Source organism: Microbacterium panaciterrae (assembly GCF_039541635.1).
In the GTDB taxonomy this organism is placed as follows: Bacteria; Actinomycetota; Actinomycetes; order Actinomycetales; family Microbacteriaceae; genus Microbacterium; species Microbacterium panaciterrae.
In genome coordinates this window covers 274,091-288,391 of sequence record NZ_BAABGP010000018.1, presented here as the reverse complement: position 1 = coordinate 288,391, position 14,301 = coordinate 274,091, and the positions used below count along the sequence as shown (strand labels likewise).

16 protein-coding genes are annotated in these 14,301 nt (G+C 70.4%); 8 read left to right on the top strand and 8 right to left on the bottom strand.

Translation table 11 applies throughout. The features are described from left to right. Positions 1–45: 45 nt before the first annotated feature. Entirely contained in the window at positions 46–840 is a 795-nt protein-coding gene (locus ABD882_RS13995) for a class I SAM-dependent methyltransferase (protein WP_345187927.1), read from the top strand. Positions 841–889: 49 nt separating this feature from the next. Here the strand turns inward: ABD882_RS13995 and ABD882_RS13990 are convergent, their stop codons facing one another. Continuing rightward, complete coding sequence (locus ABD882_RS13990; protein ID WP_345187926.1) at positions 890–1,108, bottom strand: hypothetical protein; 219 nt, start codon at positions 1,106–1,108, stop codon at positions 890–892. Positions 1,109–1,184: 76 nt separating this feature from the next. Further along, positions 1,185–1,472: a protein kinase family protein gene (locus tag ABD882_RS13985; RefSeq protein ID WP_345187925.1), complete on the bottom strand. Its 288-nt coding sequence runs from the start codon at positions 1,470–1,472 to the stop codon at positions 1,185–1,187. 134 nt (positions 1,473–1,606) lie between these two features. Here ABD882_RS13985 and ABD882_RS13980 point away from each other — a divergent pair, with 134 nt between their 5' ends. From ABD882_RS13980 to rlmN, 4 genes are all read left to right on the top strand, one after another. Then, on the top strand, positions 1,607–2,368 hold the full coding sequence (locus ABD882_RS13980; RefSeq protein WP_345187924.1) for an SDR family NAD(P)-dependent oxidoreductase: 762 nt from the start codon (positions 1,607–1,609) through the stop codon (positions 2,366–2,368). Between the two features lie 42 nt (positions 2,369–2,410). Then, entirely contained in the window at positions 2,411–3,253 is an 843-nt protein-coding gene (locus ABD882_RS13975; RefSeq protein ID WP_345187923.1) for an SDR family oxidoreductase, read from the top strand. A gap of 27 nt (positions 3,254–3,280) precedes the next feature. After that, a complete protein-coding gene (locus tag ABD882_RS13970) occupies positions 3,281–4,651 on the top strand; it encodes an NAD(P)/FAD-dependent oxidoreductase (RefSeq protein WP_345187920.1) in 1,371 nt (456 codons plus the stop codon). A 105-nt stretch (positions 4,652–4,756) separates the two neighbouring features. Then, on the top strand, positions 4,757–6,028 hold the full coding sequence (gene rlmN / locus ABD882_RS13965) for a dual-specificity RNA methyltransferase RlmN (RefSeq protein WP_345187919.1): 1,272 nt from the start codon (positions 4,757–4,759) through the stop codon (positions 6,026–6,028). Between the two features lie 89 nt (positions 6,029–6,117). Here the strand turns inward: rlmN and ABD882_RS13960 are convergent, their stop codons facing one another. Next, positions 6,118–6,714, bottom strand: a complete 597-nt coding sequence (locus ABD882_RS13960) for a TetR/AcrR family transcriptional regulator (protein ID WP_345187918.1) — start codon at positions 6,712–6,714, stop codon at positions 6,118–6,120. A gap of 76 nt (positions 6,715–6,790) precedes the next feature. Here ABD882_RS13960 and ABD882_RS13955 point away from each other — a divergent pair, with 76 nt between their 5' ends. Further along, complete coding sequence (locus ABD882_RS13955; RefSeq protein ID WP_345187917.1) at positions 6,791–7,228, top strand: SRPBCC family protein; 438 nt, start codon at positions 6,791–6,793, stop codon at positions 7,226–7,228. On the opposite strand, the gene ABD882_RS13950 is transcribed toward ABD882_RS13955, so the two are convergent. Further along, complete coding sequence (locus ABD882_RS13950) at positions 7,188–7,706, bottom strand: SixA phosphatase family protein (RefSeq protein WP_345187916.1); 519 nt, start codon at positions 7,704–7,706, stop codon at positions 7,188–7,190. The two genes, ABD882_RS13955 and ABD882_RS13950, sit on opposite strands and share 41 nt — an antisense overlap. Before the next feature lie 170 nt (positions 7,707–7,876). On the opposite strand from ABD882_RS13950, the gene ABD882_RS13945 reads away from it, so the two are divergent. Beyond that, the gene (locus ABD882_RS13945; protein ID WP_345187915.1) at positions 7,877–9,727 is read left to right on the top strand and encodes a DUF4407 domain-containing protein; all 1,851 of its coding nucleotides are present in this window, start codon (positions 7,877–7,879) and stop codon (positions 9,725–9,727) included. Between the two features lie 58 nt (positions 9,728–9,785). Next, entirely contained in the window at positions 9,786–10,799 is a 1,014-nt protein-coding gene (locus ABD882_RS13940; protein WP_345187913.1) for an aldo/keto reductase family protein, read from the top strand. 116 nt (positions 10,800–10,915) lie between these two features. Here ABD882_RS13940 and ABD882_RS13935 read toward each other — a convergent pair whose 3' ends face one another. The 4 genes from ABD882_RS13935 to ABD882_RS13920 form a co-directional block, all read right to left on the bottom strand. Beyond that, complete coding sequence (locus ABD882_RS13935; RefSeq protein WP_345187912.1) at positions 10,916–11,428, bottom strand: glycine cleavage system transcriptional repressor; 513 nt, start codon at positions 11,426–11,428, stop codon at positions 10,916–10,918. Between the two features lie 26 nt (positions 11,429–11,454). Further along, on the bottom strand, positions 11,455–12,543 hold the full coding sequence (cds1, locus tag ABD882_RS13930; protein WP_345187911.1) for an L-cysteine desulfhydrase Cds1: 1,089 nt from the start codon (positions 12,541–12,543) through the stop codon (positions 11,455–11,457). Between the two features lie 32 nt (positions 12,544–12,575). Next, positions 12,576–13,328 carry a superantigen-like protein SSL4 gene (locus tag ABD882_RS13925; protein WP_345187909.1) on the bottom strand — a complete coding sequence of 251 codons (753 nt, stop codon included), beginning with the start codon at positions 13,326–13,328 and terminating at the stop codon, positions 12,576–12,578. 82 nt (positions 13,329–13,410) lie between these two features. Next, the gene (locus ABD882_RS13920) at positions 13,411–14,298 is read right to left on the bottom strand and encodes an amidohydrolase family protein (protein WP_345187908.1); all 888 of its coding nucleotides are present in this window, start codon (positions 14,296–14,298) and stop codon (positions 13,411–13,413) included. Positions 14,299–14,301: the final 3 nt, after the last annotated feature.

Genomic DNA, 14,301 nt, shown 5'->3' with positions numbered 1-14,301 from the left:
GCCGAACCGGAACGCTGGGGACGACGCTCGAACAGAGGAGAAACGATGGCCGCCTACACGCACGGACACCACGATTCGGTGCTGCGATCGCACCGCTGGCGCACGGCGGAGAACTCCGCCGCGCACCTGCTGCCGCACCTGCGCCCGACCGACCGGCTCCTCGACGTCGGCGCGGGGCCCGGGACGATCACCGCGGATCTCGCGGGGCTGGTCGCCGAGGTCGTCGCGACCGAGATCGGCGAGGACGAGCTGCAGCTGAGCCGCACCACCGCGGCGGAACGCGGCGTGACGAACATCGACTTCCGCGTCGCCGACGTGCACGCCCTCGATTTCCCCGACGACAGCTTCGATGTGACGCACGCGCACCAGGTGCTGCAGCACGTTGCCGATCCCGTGCAGGCGCTGCGTGAGCTCGCCCGGGTGACGAAGCCGGGCGGGATCGTCGCGGTGCGGGACAGCGACTACGGCGGGTTCCAGTGGTGGCCGGCGGTGCCCGCGCTGGACACGTGGCTGTCCCTGTACCGGTCGGCGGCCCGGGCCAACGGCGGTGAGCCGGACGCGGGGCGGCGGCTGCTGTCCTGGGCGCACGCGGCGGGGCTCACCGATGTCGTGGCCACCTCGAGCACCTGGTGCTACACCAGCGCGGAGGATCGCGCTTGGTGGGGCGGCATGTGGGCGGATCGGATCCTGGATTCCGCGATCGCGCCCCAGCTTCTGGACTCCGGCGCCGCGACGCCCGCCGACCTGCAGCGGATCAGCGACGGCTGGCGGGAGTGGGCGGCCGACGACGACGGCTGGCTCTCGATCCTGCACGGCGAGATCCTCTGCCGCGTCGGCTGACGCTCGCCGCCCAGGACGCGAGCAGGCGGAGCCGCTCGGCGAGGGGCCGTTAGTCCACCGCCTCCTGCTGGGTGCGGATGAACGTGCGGTCGCCATCGCTGAGTTGCGCGAACGGATCCACGCTCGCGCCGACGATCCGCTCGATCTCTTCGCGGACATCCTCCGGCACCACCCCGTCGTCCCGCTCCTCCAGCTTCTGCTTGGCGCGGGCCGACAAATGCGGCCACCATTGATGGACCTCGGGCAGCAGGTGAATCTCGGGCATCATGACGTTCTCCTCTCTGAGAAGGACAGATCGGCGGATCCGGCGGAGCGAACGCGTCGAAGCTCTGTCACTGCCCGGCTTAGACCGAAGCGGGCCCGATATCAAGCCCCTTCCCGTGGGCGCAGGCGAGGATCCTGCCCGACCGCACCTGCGGGACCCGTGCCGACGTCGCGGCCCAGCGGATCCGCTCCGCCTCATCGCGCATGGTCGTCTCGAGGTGTCGCGGACCCCACTTGATGAAGCGGCCGTCGTCGGTGCCGAAGGTGAGACCGCCGACCCCGTTCTCCCAGACCGGGCTCAGCGCCGCGGATTCGGCGAGCTCCCGCACGCGGGCAGGGATCGCGACATCGCCGGCGGGAATGCTCATGGCACCATCCTGCCCGGGATGGCCCGCCGGCGGGCGCGGCAGTATCCTCGAACTCGTGCCGTGGCGTCCGCGTCGTCATGAGACGCAGACTCACGTAGACTGAGACTCAGTTGCAGGTTCGAAGGAGAACACCCATGCAGATCCCAGGATCCGGAGCTCTTGTCACGGGAGGCGCCAGCGGGCTCGGCTTCGCCACCGCGCGCCGCCTCGCCGCGGCCGGCGCGACCGTCACGATCATCGATCTTCCCTCGTCGCAGGGCGCCGAGATCGCTGCCGAACTGGGTGGTGTCTTCGCTCCCGCCGACGTCACCAGCGCCGAGGAGGTCGCGGCCGCCGTCGCTGCGGCGCAGGCCGCGGCACCGCTGCGGATCGTCGTGAACTGCGCCGGCATCGCGCCGCCCGCCAAGGTGCTCGACCGCGACGGCAATCCGGCCGATCTTGCGGCGTTCGAGCGGATCATCCGGATCAACCTCGTCGGCACGTTCAACGTGATCTCGCAGGCGTCCGCCGTGATCTCGACGAACCCCCTGACCGCCGACGGGGACCGCGGCGTGATCGTGAACACGGCGAGCGTCGCGGCGTTCGACGGTCAGATCGGTCAGCCCGCCTACTCGGCATCGAAGGGCGGCGTGCACGCGATGACGCTGCCGATCGCGCGCGAGCTCGCCCGCTACGGGATCCGGGTGTGCACGATCGCGCCCGGCATCATGGAGACCCCGATGCTGGCCGGCCTCCCGCAGGCCGCCCAGGACTCGCTCGGCGAGCAGGTCCCGTACCCGGCCCGGCTCGGCCGCCCCGACGAATACGCGTCGCTCGTGCAGCAGATCGTCGAGAACGACTACCTGAACGGCGAGACGATCCGCCTCGACGGGGCGATCCGGATGGCCCCGAAGTAGACCGGCCCACTCTCTGCGCCGACCCCACGAACCGAGGAAGACATGACCGAGAACAAGCCTCTTGCCGGCAAGACCATCCTGATGTCGGGCGGGAGCCGCGGCATCGGCCTCGCGATCGCGCTGCGCGCCGCGGCCGATGGGGCGAACGTCGCCCTGCTCGCGAAGACGGACACGCCGCACCCGAAGCTCGAGGGCACCATCCACACGGCCGCGGAGCAGATCCGCGCCGCGGGAGGGCAGGCGCTGCCGATCCTGGGCGACGTGCGCGATGACGAGAGCGTGACCGAGGCCGTGCTGAAGACGCAGGGCGAGTTCGGCGGGATCGACATCGTCGTCAACAACGCGAGCGTGATCGACCTGTCCGGATCCCTCGACCTCGCCGCCAAGAAGTACGACCTGATGCAGGACGTGAACGTGCGCGGCACCTTCATGCTGTCGCGCGCCGCCGTGCCGGTGTTGAAGGGCGCCGCGAATCCGCACATCCTGTCGCTGTCGCCGCCGCTGAACATCACGCCGCGCTGGCTCGGCGCGCACACCGGCTACACGCTCGCCAAATACGGCATGACGATGGCCACGCTCGGCATGGCGGCGGAGTTCGGCACCGACGGGATCGCCGCGAACACGCTGTGGCCGCGCACCACGATCGCGACCGCGGCCGTGCAGAACGTGATCGGCGGCGACCGGCTGATGGCCGTGAGCCGCACGGCCGAGATCTACGCCGACGCCGCCTACGCGGTGCTGATCAAGCCCGCGCGCGAGTTCACCGGCCAGAGCCTCGTCGTCGAGGACGTGCTCGAGGCCGCGGGCGTGACCGATTTCGCGAAGTACGCCGCCGTGCCGGGCACGCCGGACAGCGCGCTGTATCCGGATATCTTCCTGGACTGAGGATCCGGGATCCGGAGGGTCCCGTTCATGATCAACGGCAACGTCTCGCACTGGTGGCAGCAGATCGGCGCCCCGGCGCCGCGCCCCGAACTGCCCGGTGATCTGGTCGTCGACGTCGCGATCGTCGGCGCCGGCTACACCGGGCTGTGGACCGCGTACTACCTGAAGCGGGCCAGGCCCGAGCTGCGGATCGCGGTGATCGAGCAGCGGCATGCGGGCTACGGCGCGTCCGGGCGCAACGGCGGGTGGCTCACGAACTCGGTCACGGGCGGGCGCGAGCAGTACGTGCGCACACACGGGCGCGACGCGGCCGAGCGGTTCCAGCGTGCGATGAACGAGACCGTCGACGAGGTGATCCGGGTCGCCGCGGCGGAGGGGATCGACGCCGACATCACAAAGGGCGGCGAGTTCAACGTCGCCTACACGCCGGCGCAGGAGGCCAGGATCCGCGCGTTCGCAGCGGCCGAGCAGGCCTGGCGGCACACCGACCTCGAGCTCCTCGAGGCCGGCGCTGCGACGGCGAAGATCGCCGTCGCGGGGACGCGCGCCGCGGTCTGGCACCCGCATGCGGCCCGGATCCAGCCGGCGAAGCTGGTGCGCGGGATCGCGGACGCCGTCGAACGCCTGGGGGTCGAGATCTACGAACGCACCGGTGTCGTCGAGATCGCGCCGCACCGGCTGCGCACGACCCACGGCACCGTCTCGGCCGAGCACATCGTGCGCGCGACCGAGGGCTTCACCGCGAACCTGAAGGGCCTGCACCGGCTCTGGCTGCCGATGAACTCCTCGCTGATCGCGACCGAGCCGCTGCCCGCCGCGGTCTGGGACGAGCTGCGCTGGAGCCGGGGCGAGGTGCTCGGAGACTTCGCGCACGTGTACATGTACGCGCAGCGCACCGCCGACGACCGGATCGCGATCGGCGGCCGCGGAGTGCCGTACAGATACGGATCGAAGACCGACACCGACGGCCAGACGCCGCTTGCGACCGTCGAGACGCTGCGTGGGATCCTGCACCGCCTCTTCCCGGCGACCGCGGACGTCGCGATCGATCACGCGTGGTCAGGAGTGCTCGGCGTCCCGCGGGACTGGGCGGCGACCGTGGGCCTCGACCGTGCCACCGGGATCGCCTGGGGCGGCGGATACGTCGGCACGGGCGTGACCGCGACGAATCTCGCCGGCCGCACGATCACCGACCTCATCCTTGAAAACGACTCCGAGATCGCGGGGCTGCCCTGGGTGAACCACCGGGCGCGCCGCTGGGAGCCCGAACCGCTGCGCTGGATCGCCACGAAAGGCCTCTATGCCGCGTACGGCATGGCCGACCGGTCGGAGCTGGCCGGCCGGGTGACCACCTCGCCGATCGCGCACGTCGCGGACGTGATCACCGGACGGCACTGACCCCGCTCGGATCCGCCTCGGTCAGCGCCGAGATTCCGGATGGGCGGCCGGATCCTCGCGCGTCCGCCCAGGACCTTCGCACCCGCCAGGCCGTACCCTGGGAACATGACCGACACGCCTGCGTCCGCGCGCTCGACCGCGCCCGCATCTTCCGGATCGCGCGGGACAGGATCCGCCCAGGTGCGCCCCGCCACCGAGGGATGGACGCAGAAGAAGGATGCCGAAGGGCGCCCGCTGCTGCAGTTCGCGAGCCCCAAGCGCGGCAAGCCGCCGGTGCACCTCGCCGACCTGACGCCGGCCGAGCGCATCGAGAAGGTCACCGAGCTGGGCCTGCCGGGATTCCGCGCCAAGCAGCTCGCGACGCACTACTTCACGCACTACACGTCGGATCCCGCGCACATGACGGATCTGCCCGCCGCGCAGCGCGACGAGCTTGTCGCGGGCCTGCTGCCGCCGCTGCTCACCGAGGTGCGGCGCCTCGAGACCGACCGCGGCGACACGATCAAGTTCCTCTGGCGGCTGCATGACGGCGCGCTCGTCGAGTCGGTGCTCATGCGCTACCCGGGCAGGATCACGCTGTGCGTGTCGAGCCAGGCCGGCTGCGGCATGAACTGCCCGTTCTGTGCCACCGGACAGGCGGGTCTGACCCGCAACATGTCCACGGCCGAGATCGTCGAGCAGATCGTGCGCGCCAACCGGCTCATCGCCGAGGGCGGTCTGGGCGGCAAGAAGGCCGACGACCACTCCATGGAGCGGGTCTCCAACATCGTGTTCATGGGGATGGGCGAGCCGCTCGCGAACTACAAGCGCGTGATGGACGCGGTGCGCTCCATGGTTGCGCCGCAGCCCGAGGGCCTCGGCATGAGCGCGCGTGGTATCACCGTGTCGACGGTCGGGCTGGTGCCCGCGATCAACAAGCTCGCGGACGAGGACATCCCCGTCACCTTCGCGCTCTCGCTGCACGCCCCGGACGACAAGCTGCGCGACGAGCTGATCCCGGTCAACTCGCGCTGGAAGGTCGACGAGGCGCTCGACGCCGCCCGCCGCTACTTCGAGAAGACCGGTCGTCGCGTCTCGATCGAGTACGCGCTCATCAAGGACATGAACGACCACGCCTGGCGCGCCGACCTGCTCGCGGAGAAGCTGAACGCGCGCGGCCGCGGCTGGGTGCACGTGAACCCGATTCCGCTGAACCCGACGCCGGGATCGATCTGGACCGCCTCGGAGAAGAACGTGCAGGACGAGTTCGTCCGCCGCCTGAACGACGCCGGCATCCCGACCACCCTGCGCGACACCCGCGGCAAGGAGATCGACGGCGCGTGCGGACAGCTCGTCGCGACGACCGAGGACGAGGCCGCGGCCGCCGCGATGGCCTGAGCCCGCTCGCCGGGAGCCCCTCACCCTCGAGTCGTCCCCCTCAGCGCACCCCATGGCGTGCGCTGAGGGGGACGACTCGGAGGAATCGGTCAGCCGTCGATGAGCAGCCAGGACAGGGCGGCCGTGATCCATTCGGCCCACTCGTCGTCCGACCACATCCGGCGCGTCGTCAGCTCGATGTAGTTCTCAAGCGAGTTGAGCACGCGCACGGCGTCGATCGTGCGCTCCCGAGCCATCGTGCGGTTGCCCTCGGCGAGATCTGCCGTGCGATCGACGAGGAACGCGAAGAACTCGTCGCGTCCGTGGAAGTTCTGTGGTGACGGCGGGCTGGCGCGTCCCACGGCCACGGTCCAGGTGGCGAGTCGTTTCTTGATCTGACCGTCGACGAGGACGAACCGTGCGATGAGGGCCCGCGGATCCGTCTCGGCCAGCAGCTCGCCCGCCCACGGAGCGTCGCGCCACGTGGTGAGGGGGGTGCCTCCGAGGACCCAGCGCGATTCCGTCTCGCGCAGCAGCTGCTCCTTGCTGCCGAACAGGTAGTAGATCGTCTGTTCGGCGACGCCCGCCGCGGCGGCGACTTCGCGCAGGGTCGTTCCGTCATAGCCCTGCTCGAGGAACAGTCGGTAGGCGGCGTCGAGCGCGCGCTCGCGACCGTCCCCCCGCCGCACCCGTTGGCGATCCGTCACGGTTTTCTCCTCTCGCGGTGTCGGTCAGATCGTACTATAGTTCCCACTAGAGTCAATTATAGTAAAGAGGTGCGAGATGACTGTGATCACCGACACCGTTGACCTCGCGGTCGCACAGGAGCGGGCGTTCGCCCTGCTCTCGGACCGGGCCAACGAGCTGAAGTGGAACGACGACTGCCTGAGCTTCACCCCGGTCGACGGCGGCGCGCTGCGGGTCGGCTGGAGGTGCCGGCAGAAATGGCGCGGTGGGCCCACGCTGACCCTGGAGTGCATCGCCCTGGACGGACCGAATGCGGTGACCTACCGCAACGGCGGGCCGCTGTCGATCACCTCCACGGCCCGCTTCGCCACCACCGGCGACGGAACAGAACTCACCTATGAGTTCGAGATCGAGCCGAGGGGCATCGGCCACCTCTTCGGCAGGGCCTTCATCAGCAAGATGGAGTCCCAGATCCCCAGGAACATGAAGATCATCAAGGCGTGGGTCGAGTCGGAGAGCCCCGACGGTCCGTGACGCCTGCACGCGGGGTGCGCAGACGCCGCAGCGTCCCGGATCCCTCGATGAGCTCGCTCCACGAGCCGACCTCGACCACGCATTCGGCGACCGCGCAGGTGGGGAACTCCACGAACGAGCCGGTGAGCTCGGCCACCGCGTCCGCCATCCCGGGGTTGTGGCCCACCAGCATCGCGACCTCGAGGTCGTCGGGCAGGCCGGACGCGACCGCGAGGATCGTGCGGGCGGAGGCCGCGTAGAGGGCGGGCTCGTCGAACACGGCCAGCCCGAACGCCGCCGCGTACCGCGCGGCCGTGCTGTGCGCGCGGGTCGCGGTGCTCGACACGATTCGCTGCAGGCCGACGCCCGCGTCGCTCAGTCGTCGCGCCATCAGCGGGGCGTCACGGCGACCCCGGGCGTTCAACGGCCGGTCATGATCCCTCAGGCCCGCCATGTCCCAATCCGACTTCGCATGACGTGCCAGCAGCAGGGTCTTCATGGTCACCAGCGTGCCACTGAGGAGCCGGTGGCGCACGCCCCACGACCCACCTGTAGCGACTGACGCCGCGGGCGGCGACGACTCGCCCATAGCCGGCACCTCGGATCCGCCGGGGTGCTGTCCAGGGTTCGTCCACCGCTCTTCCAGGCGGGTTTTCGTACGGTAGACGGATGTCCTATTCCGCTCATCGCCCCGGCCGCATGGATTCCCAGGGCCGGATCGCCTTCGACGTCGATGGGCAGACCGACCCCGCGGACGAGACCGCGGACCCCCTCTACTTCGTTCGCGACTACGCTCCCGAAGGCGGATCCGACGCCGCCGCGACGCCGACCGCTCCGGCCGAGCCGGTCGAGGACCCCTTCATCGGCGAGGCCGCGACGACGCCGATCAGCACTCCCCGTCCGCCCGCGCCGGTAGCGCCCGAGTCCGTGATCGCACCGGCGTCCGCCGTGGCAGCGGATCCGGATCCGGTCGCCGTGTCACGGCCGCCGCGCGCAGCGAAGCCGGCGCGCACCCCGAAGCCGCCGCGCGTGCCCCGTCCTGACGGATGGTTCCTGCGGAAGCTGGCGATCCTCGGCGGCGCCGATGGTCCGATCCTGGATCGCGTGCCCAGCGAGCAGCCGCGCTTCGTGCAGATGTTCTTCGTGCTCGCGGGCACCGCTCTCGTCTCGGCGCTGTCGATGCTGTTCGCGCTCACCACCGGCGTGCAGGTGCTCGTCTGGATCGCCGTGCCGCTCTCGATCGTGTGGGCGCTGCTGATCTTCAACCTGGACCGCTTCCTCACCTCGACCATGCGCTCCACCCACAACGCGTGGCGGCTCATCGGGCTCGCCATCCCGCGTGTGCTGATGGCGGCGATCATCGGGTTCGTCGTCGCCGAGCCGATCGTGCTGCAGGCGTTCCACAACGACATCTCGCGCGAGGTCACCGCGACCAACCTGGTGCAGGCGCAGAGCGACCAGAAGGCCGTGGCCACCGGTCCCGAGAAGAAGGCGCTGGACGCGGCCTCCGCCCGCCTCGCCGACCTGCAGAACCAGGCGTCCACCGGCATCGTGAAGGGCACGTCGAGCGACTCCGCCTCGCAGAAGGCCGCGCAGGACACCGTCACCAAGATCACCGCACAGATGTCCGATCAGCAGAAGGTCATCGACCAGGCCCGCGCGCTCTACCAGTGCGAGCTCACCGGACAGGGCGCGGGAACCGTGCCCGGCTGCACCGGCGTGCAGGGCGACGGCGCGAGCTCGGCCGCGGCGAAGTCCCAGCTCGACCAGGCGCAGCAGACCTACGACGCGCTCGCTGCACAGCTGCGCCAGGCCAACACCGACCTGCAGTCCGCGGACAGCTCGTCGAAGACGGCGACCTCGGCGACCGAGACGCAGAACCGTCAGCAGGCGAAGGATCAGATCCCGACCGCCGAGCAGGCCTACAAGACGGCACTCGACGCCTATAACGCCCGGGCCGCCTCGGTGGCCGGCACGAACGCGAACGCGGTGGGCCTGCTCAGCCAGATCTCGGCGCTGGACCGGCTGTCCGCGAAGGAGCCTGTGCTCGGCTTCGCGCACTGGCTGATCGCGGCGCTGTTCTTCATGATCGAGCTGCTGCCGGTGATCGTGAAGGTGCTCACCAGCTGGGGCGACCCGTCGCTTTACGAGAAGGCCGAGACCATCGCGAAGCAGGTCGAGCTCGACCGGGTCACCTCGCGGGGCTACCGCGACCGTGCCGCGATCATCGCCGAGGAGGCGAAGGAACGCGCGTTCGCCGACGCGCACGAGGCCGAGGTCGCGGGTGCAGCGGCGGGTGCGCCGTCCGCGCCGGTCGCGGATCCTGTCGCGGTGACGGATCCTGACGCGGTCGCGGATCCTGACGTGCCGGCAGCGCACGTCGCACCGACTCCGCCGATGTCGTCCGGCGCACCGTCCTGGCCCGTGCCGGCGCATCCGGGAGTCGGATCCGCCCACCCCGGCGTCGGGTCGGCTCATCCCGGCGCCGGATCGGCGCATCCCGAAGTCGCCCGCGTCTAATCCGCGAGCCGGCGGGGATCCGACCCGGCCTGTGACCGGACACGCTTAGGCTGGATCCATGGTCAACTATCGTCACCTGGGCAACAGCGGTCTCAAGGTCTCCGAGATCACGTACGGCAACTGGGTCACCCACGCCTCGCAGGTCGAGGACGACGCCGCGGTCAAGACGGTGCACGCCGCGCTCGACGCCGGCATCACCACCTTCGACACCGCAGACACCTACGCCAACACGGCCGCGGAGGTCGTGCTCGGCAAGGCGCTCGCCGGCCAGCGCCGGGAGAGCCTGGAGATCTTCACGAAGGTCTATTTCCCGACCGGTCCGAAGGGGCCGAACGACACCGGGCTCAGCCGCAAGCACATCCTGGAATCGATCAACGGATCTCTGAAACGGCTGGGCACCGACTACGTCGACCTGTACCAGGCGCACCGCTTCGACTACGAGACGCCGCTGGAGGAGACGTTCCAGGCGTTCGCCGACATCGTGCGCCAGGGCAAGGCGCTCTACATCGGCGTGTCCGAGTGGACGGCCGAGCAGCTCCGCGCGGGGCACGCGCTCGCGACCCAGCTGGGCGTCCAGCTCATCTCGAACCAGCCGCAGTACTCGATGCTGCACCGCGTGATCGAGGGCAAGGTCGTCCCGGCCTCGGAAGAGCTCGGCATCTCGCAGATCGTGTGGTCGCCGATGGCGCAGGGCGTTCTCAGCGGCAAGTACCTGCCCGGTCAGCCCGTGCCGGACGGATCCCGTGCGATGGATCCGCATTCCGGTGCGCACTTCATCCAGCACTTCCTGCAGGACGACATCCTCACGGCCGTGCAGCGGCTGAAGCCGATCGCGGCCGAGGCGGGCCTGACGATGCCGCAGCTCGCGATCGCGTGGGTGCTGCAGAACAAGAACGTGGCCGCCGCGCTCGTCGGCGCCTCGCGTCCGGAGCAGCTCGCCGACACGGTGAAGGCGTCTGGGGTCGTGCTCGACGCCGACACCCTCGCCGCGATCGATGAAGCGCTCACGGGCGTGGTGCACGCCGATCCGGCCGACACCTACGAGGTCTCCCCGAAGCAGCGCCTGGTCTGAGACACCCCTTCAACACCCGTCCTGCCTGACCGCGAGACTGCAACTGCGCGGTGAGACTGCAGCAATATGGTGCAGTCTCGCAGCCCAGTTGCAGTCTCGCGGGTAGAAGGGGCGACTCAGTCGACCGTGATGTCGACCTGCAGGTCGTTTGCGATGCGCTCCAGATCCGCGCGCAGGGAATCGAGGGCGGCGGATCCCGGCACGGTCGCGACGACCGACGCCTCGAAAAGGCGTCCGCCCGCCATGGCCGCGTCCCGGGTCGCGGTGGTCATGCTCTCGATGCTCAGCGCGTGCGCGCTCAGCACGGCCGAGATGTCTCGCACGATGCCGGGCCGGTCATTGCCGAGCACCTGGATCGACAGCTCGCGACGCTCCTCCGCCGCGGGCGGGGTGGCGGATCCCGGATGCACCGCGATCGTGAGCAGCCCGTCCAGGCCGTGCAGCGAGGCGCGGAGCTCCTCGACCCGCTCGACGGGGACCGCGACCTGGATCACGCCCGCGAACGTGCCGTCGAGCTCGGCCAGGCGGCTGTTCTCCCAGTTCCCGCCGTGCTCGTCGACGATATGCGCGACGGTGGCGACGAGGCCGGGACGATCTGATCCGACGACGGTGAGGATGAGCGTGGTCATGCCGCCAGCGTAGGCGAGTGCAGCCGTCACGACCAGACTCGCCGCAGGAGCGAGGCCTCGTCCCACTCTCCGGTGGTGAGGAAGTGATCCATCCGGGCGCGGTGCGGGGCCAGGTCCCAGCCCTGCGCGGCGACCCACCCATCCGAGTAGTACGTGTCGAGGTAGCGCGTGCCGCTGTCGCAGATCAGCGTCACAACGCTGCCGCGCTCACCGCGCGCGAGCATCCGCGCGATCAGCTGGAACGCCCCGACCAGGTTGGTGCCGGTGGATCCGCCCGCCCAGTGCAGGGTGCGCTGCTTGAGCAGCCGGATCGCGGCGATCGAGGCCGCATCGGCGACGGGGATCATCTCGTCGATGACGCCCGGCACGAACGACGGCTCGACGCGCGGTCGCCCGATGCCCTCGATCCGGCTCGGCGTGCCGGTCGTGAAACGGAGATCGCCGGACCGCCACCCCTCGTAGAACGCCGAGCCCTCCGGATCCACCACGGCGATCCGGGTGTCGTGCAGGCGGTAGCGCACGTACCGGCCGAACGTCGCGCTCGTGCCGCCCGTACCTGCGCCCACGACGATCCAGCTGGGGATCGGGTGCCGCTCGCGGGAGAGCTGGCTGAACACGCTCTCGGCGATGTTGTTGTTGCCGCGCCAGTCGGTCGCGCGCTCGGCGTACGTGAACTGGTCCAGGAAATGGCCGCCGCACTCGGCCGCGAGCCGCTCCGCCTCGGCGTACATCTCGGCTCCCGCGTCGACGAAGTGGCAGCGGCCGCCGTAGAACTCGATGAGGTCGATCTTCCCCTGGCTCGTCGAGCGCGGCACCACGGTCACGAACGACAGGCCCAGCATACGGGCGAAGTACGCCTCGGAGACGGCGGTGGACCCGCTCGACGCCTCCACGAGCGTCGTGCCCTCATGGATGCGGCCGTTCACGAGCCCGTACAGGATCAGCGACCGCGCGAGCCGGTGCTTGAGGGATCCGGTCGGGTGCACCGACTCGTCCTTGAGGTACAGGTCGATGCCCCACTCGGGCGGCAGCGGGAACACGTGCAGGTGCGTGTCGGCGCTGCGGTTCGCATCCGCCTCGAGCATGGCGATGGCGGATCCGGTCCAGTCGGTCATGCCATCGAGCGTAGCCGGGCGGGGCTGCCGCGTCAGGACCAGCCGCCGGCGCCGGTGTCACCGTCGTAGGTGAACGTCCCGTTCTTCCCGGTGATCTTCACGCTCGTGCCGAGCGGCTGCTGCGCGAGGAGCTTCCCCTCCAGCGTCTCCGCATCCGTCTTGAACTTCTGCGCGGTCGCGTCGTCGACGCCCCAGAGGAATGCCGAATGCATGTCGGTGAGGAGGTAGAGGAACGCCTGCACGGCCACGCGGTTGTGCTCGTCGTCCGGGATCCGCTGCCAGAGGGATCCGTCCTGCGACGAGCTCTTGTACCTCGCGAGCATGTCGGCGAGCATCGCCTCGACCTCGGCCGAAGCCGGGGATGATCCGGATCCGATCGACGGTGCAGCGGACGGACGCGTGCCGGGTGCCGTGCTCGGCGCCGTGCCCGGCTGCGCCGAGGGGGCCGTGGTGCTCGAGGGCGCCGCCGTCGTGCCGCTTCCTCGAGTGATGAGAAGGATCGCCCCGACCGAGACCGCGATCAGCAGCAGGAGCACCACGGCTCCCGAGAGCGCGAGCGCGATCGTGAATCGCCCGCGCCCGCCCGGAGCGGGAGGTGTCGGAGCCGCACTGGCGGGGTGCGACACCGGCGCGGAGGGCATCCAGGACGGATCCTGCGCCGCGGACGCAGCGTACGGCGGGGCCGTCGGTCCGAGTGGCGGCGCGAGCTCCGGCACCGGCGGGAACGCCAAGTCCGGCACCGACTCCGGCACCGGTTCGCCGGGCGGCGTCGTCGGATCGGTCATGTCATCCCCCCGCGCGTGCACCGCCCTGATCTCGCGGTGTCACGGATCCAGCCTAAGCGCGCAGGTCGGCGGGCTCGGCGGATCAGCCCACCCGGTAGATGCGCGCGGCGTTGCCCCAGAGGATGGCGTCGACGTCGTGTCCGCGCGCGACGGCCCAGTCGGCGACCGTCTGCAGCCAGCGGTCGCGGTCGGCTGGGCGGTATCCGTCCGCGCCGATCGCCGAGACCGGCCAGTCGCTGCCCCAGAGCAGGTGGTACGGCCCGACCGCCTCCGCGGCGACATCGAGGAACGGGATCAGCTGGGCGGCGGTCCAGGATCCTCCGGCCTCGCCCGGGAGCCCGGAGAGCTTGATCGACACCTGTCCATGCGCCGCCACCGCGCGGATGCCACGGATCCAGTCCGCGCTCGGGGCGAGGGGAGCCGCGGCAGTGCCGACCGCGGGCTTGCCGAGATGATCCAGCACGATCCGGAGCGTCGGCACGGAGGTGGCGAGGACGTCGACGTCGGGCAGCTGCTGCTCGCGGATGCAGGCGTCGAACGTCCATCCCCGTGCCGCCAAGGTTTCGGCTCCCGTCAGGAACGTCTCGGATGTGGCGGTGCCGTCGGGCTCGCCCTGCAGCAGATGGCGCACGCCGACGACCAGAGGCAGCTCGGCGAGGGACGCCAAGTAGTCTGCGGTCTCGGCGCCCCGATCCAGCCGGGCGCCGGCGACGATGCCGATCACGCCGGTCTGCTCGGCGTTCTCGGCGACCCAGCGCACCTCGTCCAGGAACTGTTCCTCGGCGCAGTCGGCCTGCACGAACACGGCGGCGGCGTGGCCGGAATCGCCGGCGGTGATGTCGCCGTCGGTGCGGGCGTGGGCCGCCGCGAGCTCCGCAGCCCCGAACCGCGTGGCGAGCGGACCCCGGAGCCACGCGTAGTCGAGCCGGGACGGATCCCAGAGGTGCAGATGGGAATCGAGAACGCGCACGCT

What these genes read in the sequence shown, in the direction of transcription:
- ABD882_RS13990 (WP_345187926.1), bottom strand. Translation starts at nt 1,108, where the DNA reads ATGATGCCCGAGATTCACCTGCTGCCCGAGGTCCATCAATGGTGGCCG.
- ABD882_RS13945 (WP_345187915.1), top strand. Translation starts at nt 7,877, where the DNA reads ATGTCCTATTCCGCTCATCGCCCCGGCCGCATGGATTCCCAGGGCCGG.
- ABD882_RS13985 (WP_345187925.1), bottom strand. Translation starts at nt 1,472, where the DNA reads ATGAGCATTCCCGCCGGCGATGTCGCGATCCCTGCCCGCGTGCGGGAG.
- ABD882_RS13935 (WP_345187912.1), bottom strand. Translation starts at nt 11,428, where the DNA reads ATGACCACGCTCATCCTCACCGTCGTCGGATCAGATCGTCCCGGCCTC.
- ABD882_RS13980 (WP_345187924.1), top strand. Translation starts at nt 1,607, where the DNA reads ATGCAGATCCCAGGATCCGGAGCTCTTGTCACGGGAGGCGCCAGCGGG.
- ABD882_RS13975 (WP_345187923.1), top strand. Translation starts at nt 2,411, where the DNA reads ATGACCGAGAACAAGCCTCTTGCCGGCAAGACCATCCTGATGTCGGGC.
- ABD882_RS13940 (WP_345187913.1), top strand. Translation starts at nt 9,786, where the DNA reads ATGGTCAACTATCGTCACCTGGGCAACAGCGGTCTCAAGGTCTCCGAG.
- ABD882_RS13925 (WP_345187909.1), bottom strand. Translation starts at nt 13,328, where the DNA reads ATGACCGATCCGACGACGCCGCCCGGCGAACCGGTGCCGGAGTCGGTG.
- ABD882_RS13995 (WP_345187927.1), top strand. Translation starts at nt 46, where the DNA reads ATGGCCGCCTACACGCACGGACACCACGATTCGGTGCTGCGATCGCAC.
- ABD882_RS13955 (WP_345187917.1), top strand. Translation starts at nt 6,791, where the DNA reads ATGACTGTGATCACCGACACCGTTGACCTCGCGGTCGCACAGGAGCGG.
- ABD882_RS13970 (WP_345187920.1), top strand. Translation starts at nt 3,281, where the DNA reads ATGATCAACGGCAACGTCTCGCACTGGTGGCAGCAGATCGGCGCCCCG.
- rlmN (WP_345187919.1), top strand. Translation starts at nt 4,757, where the DNA reads ATGACCGACACGCCTGCGTCCGCGCGCTCGACCGCGCCCGCATCTTCC.
- cds1 (WP_345187911.1), bottom strand. Translation starts at nt 12,543, where the DNA reads ATGACCGACTGGACCGGATCCGCCATCGCCATGCTCGAGGCGGATGCG.
- ABD882_RS13950 (WP_345187916.1), bottom strand. Translation starts at nt 7,706, where the DNA reads ATGAAGACCCTGCTGCTGGCACGTCATGCGAAGTCGGATTGGGACATG.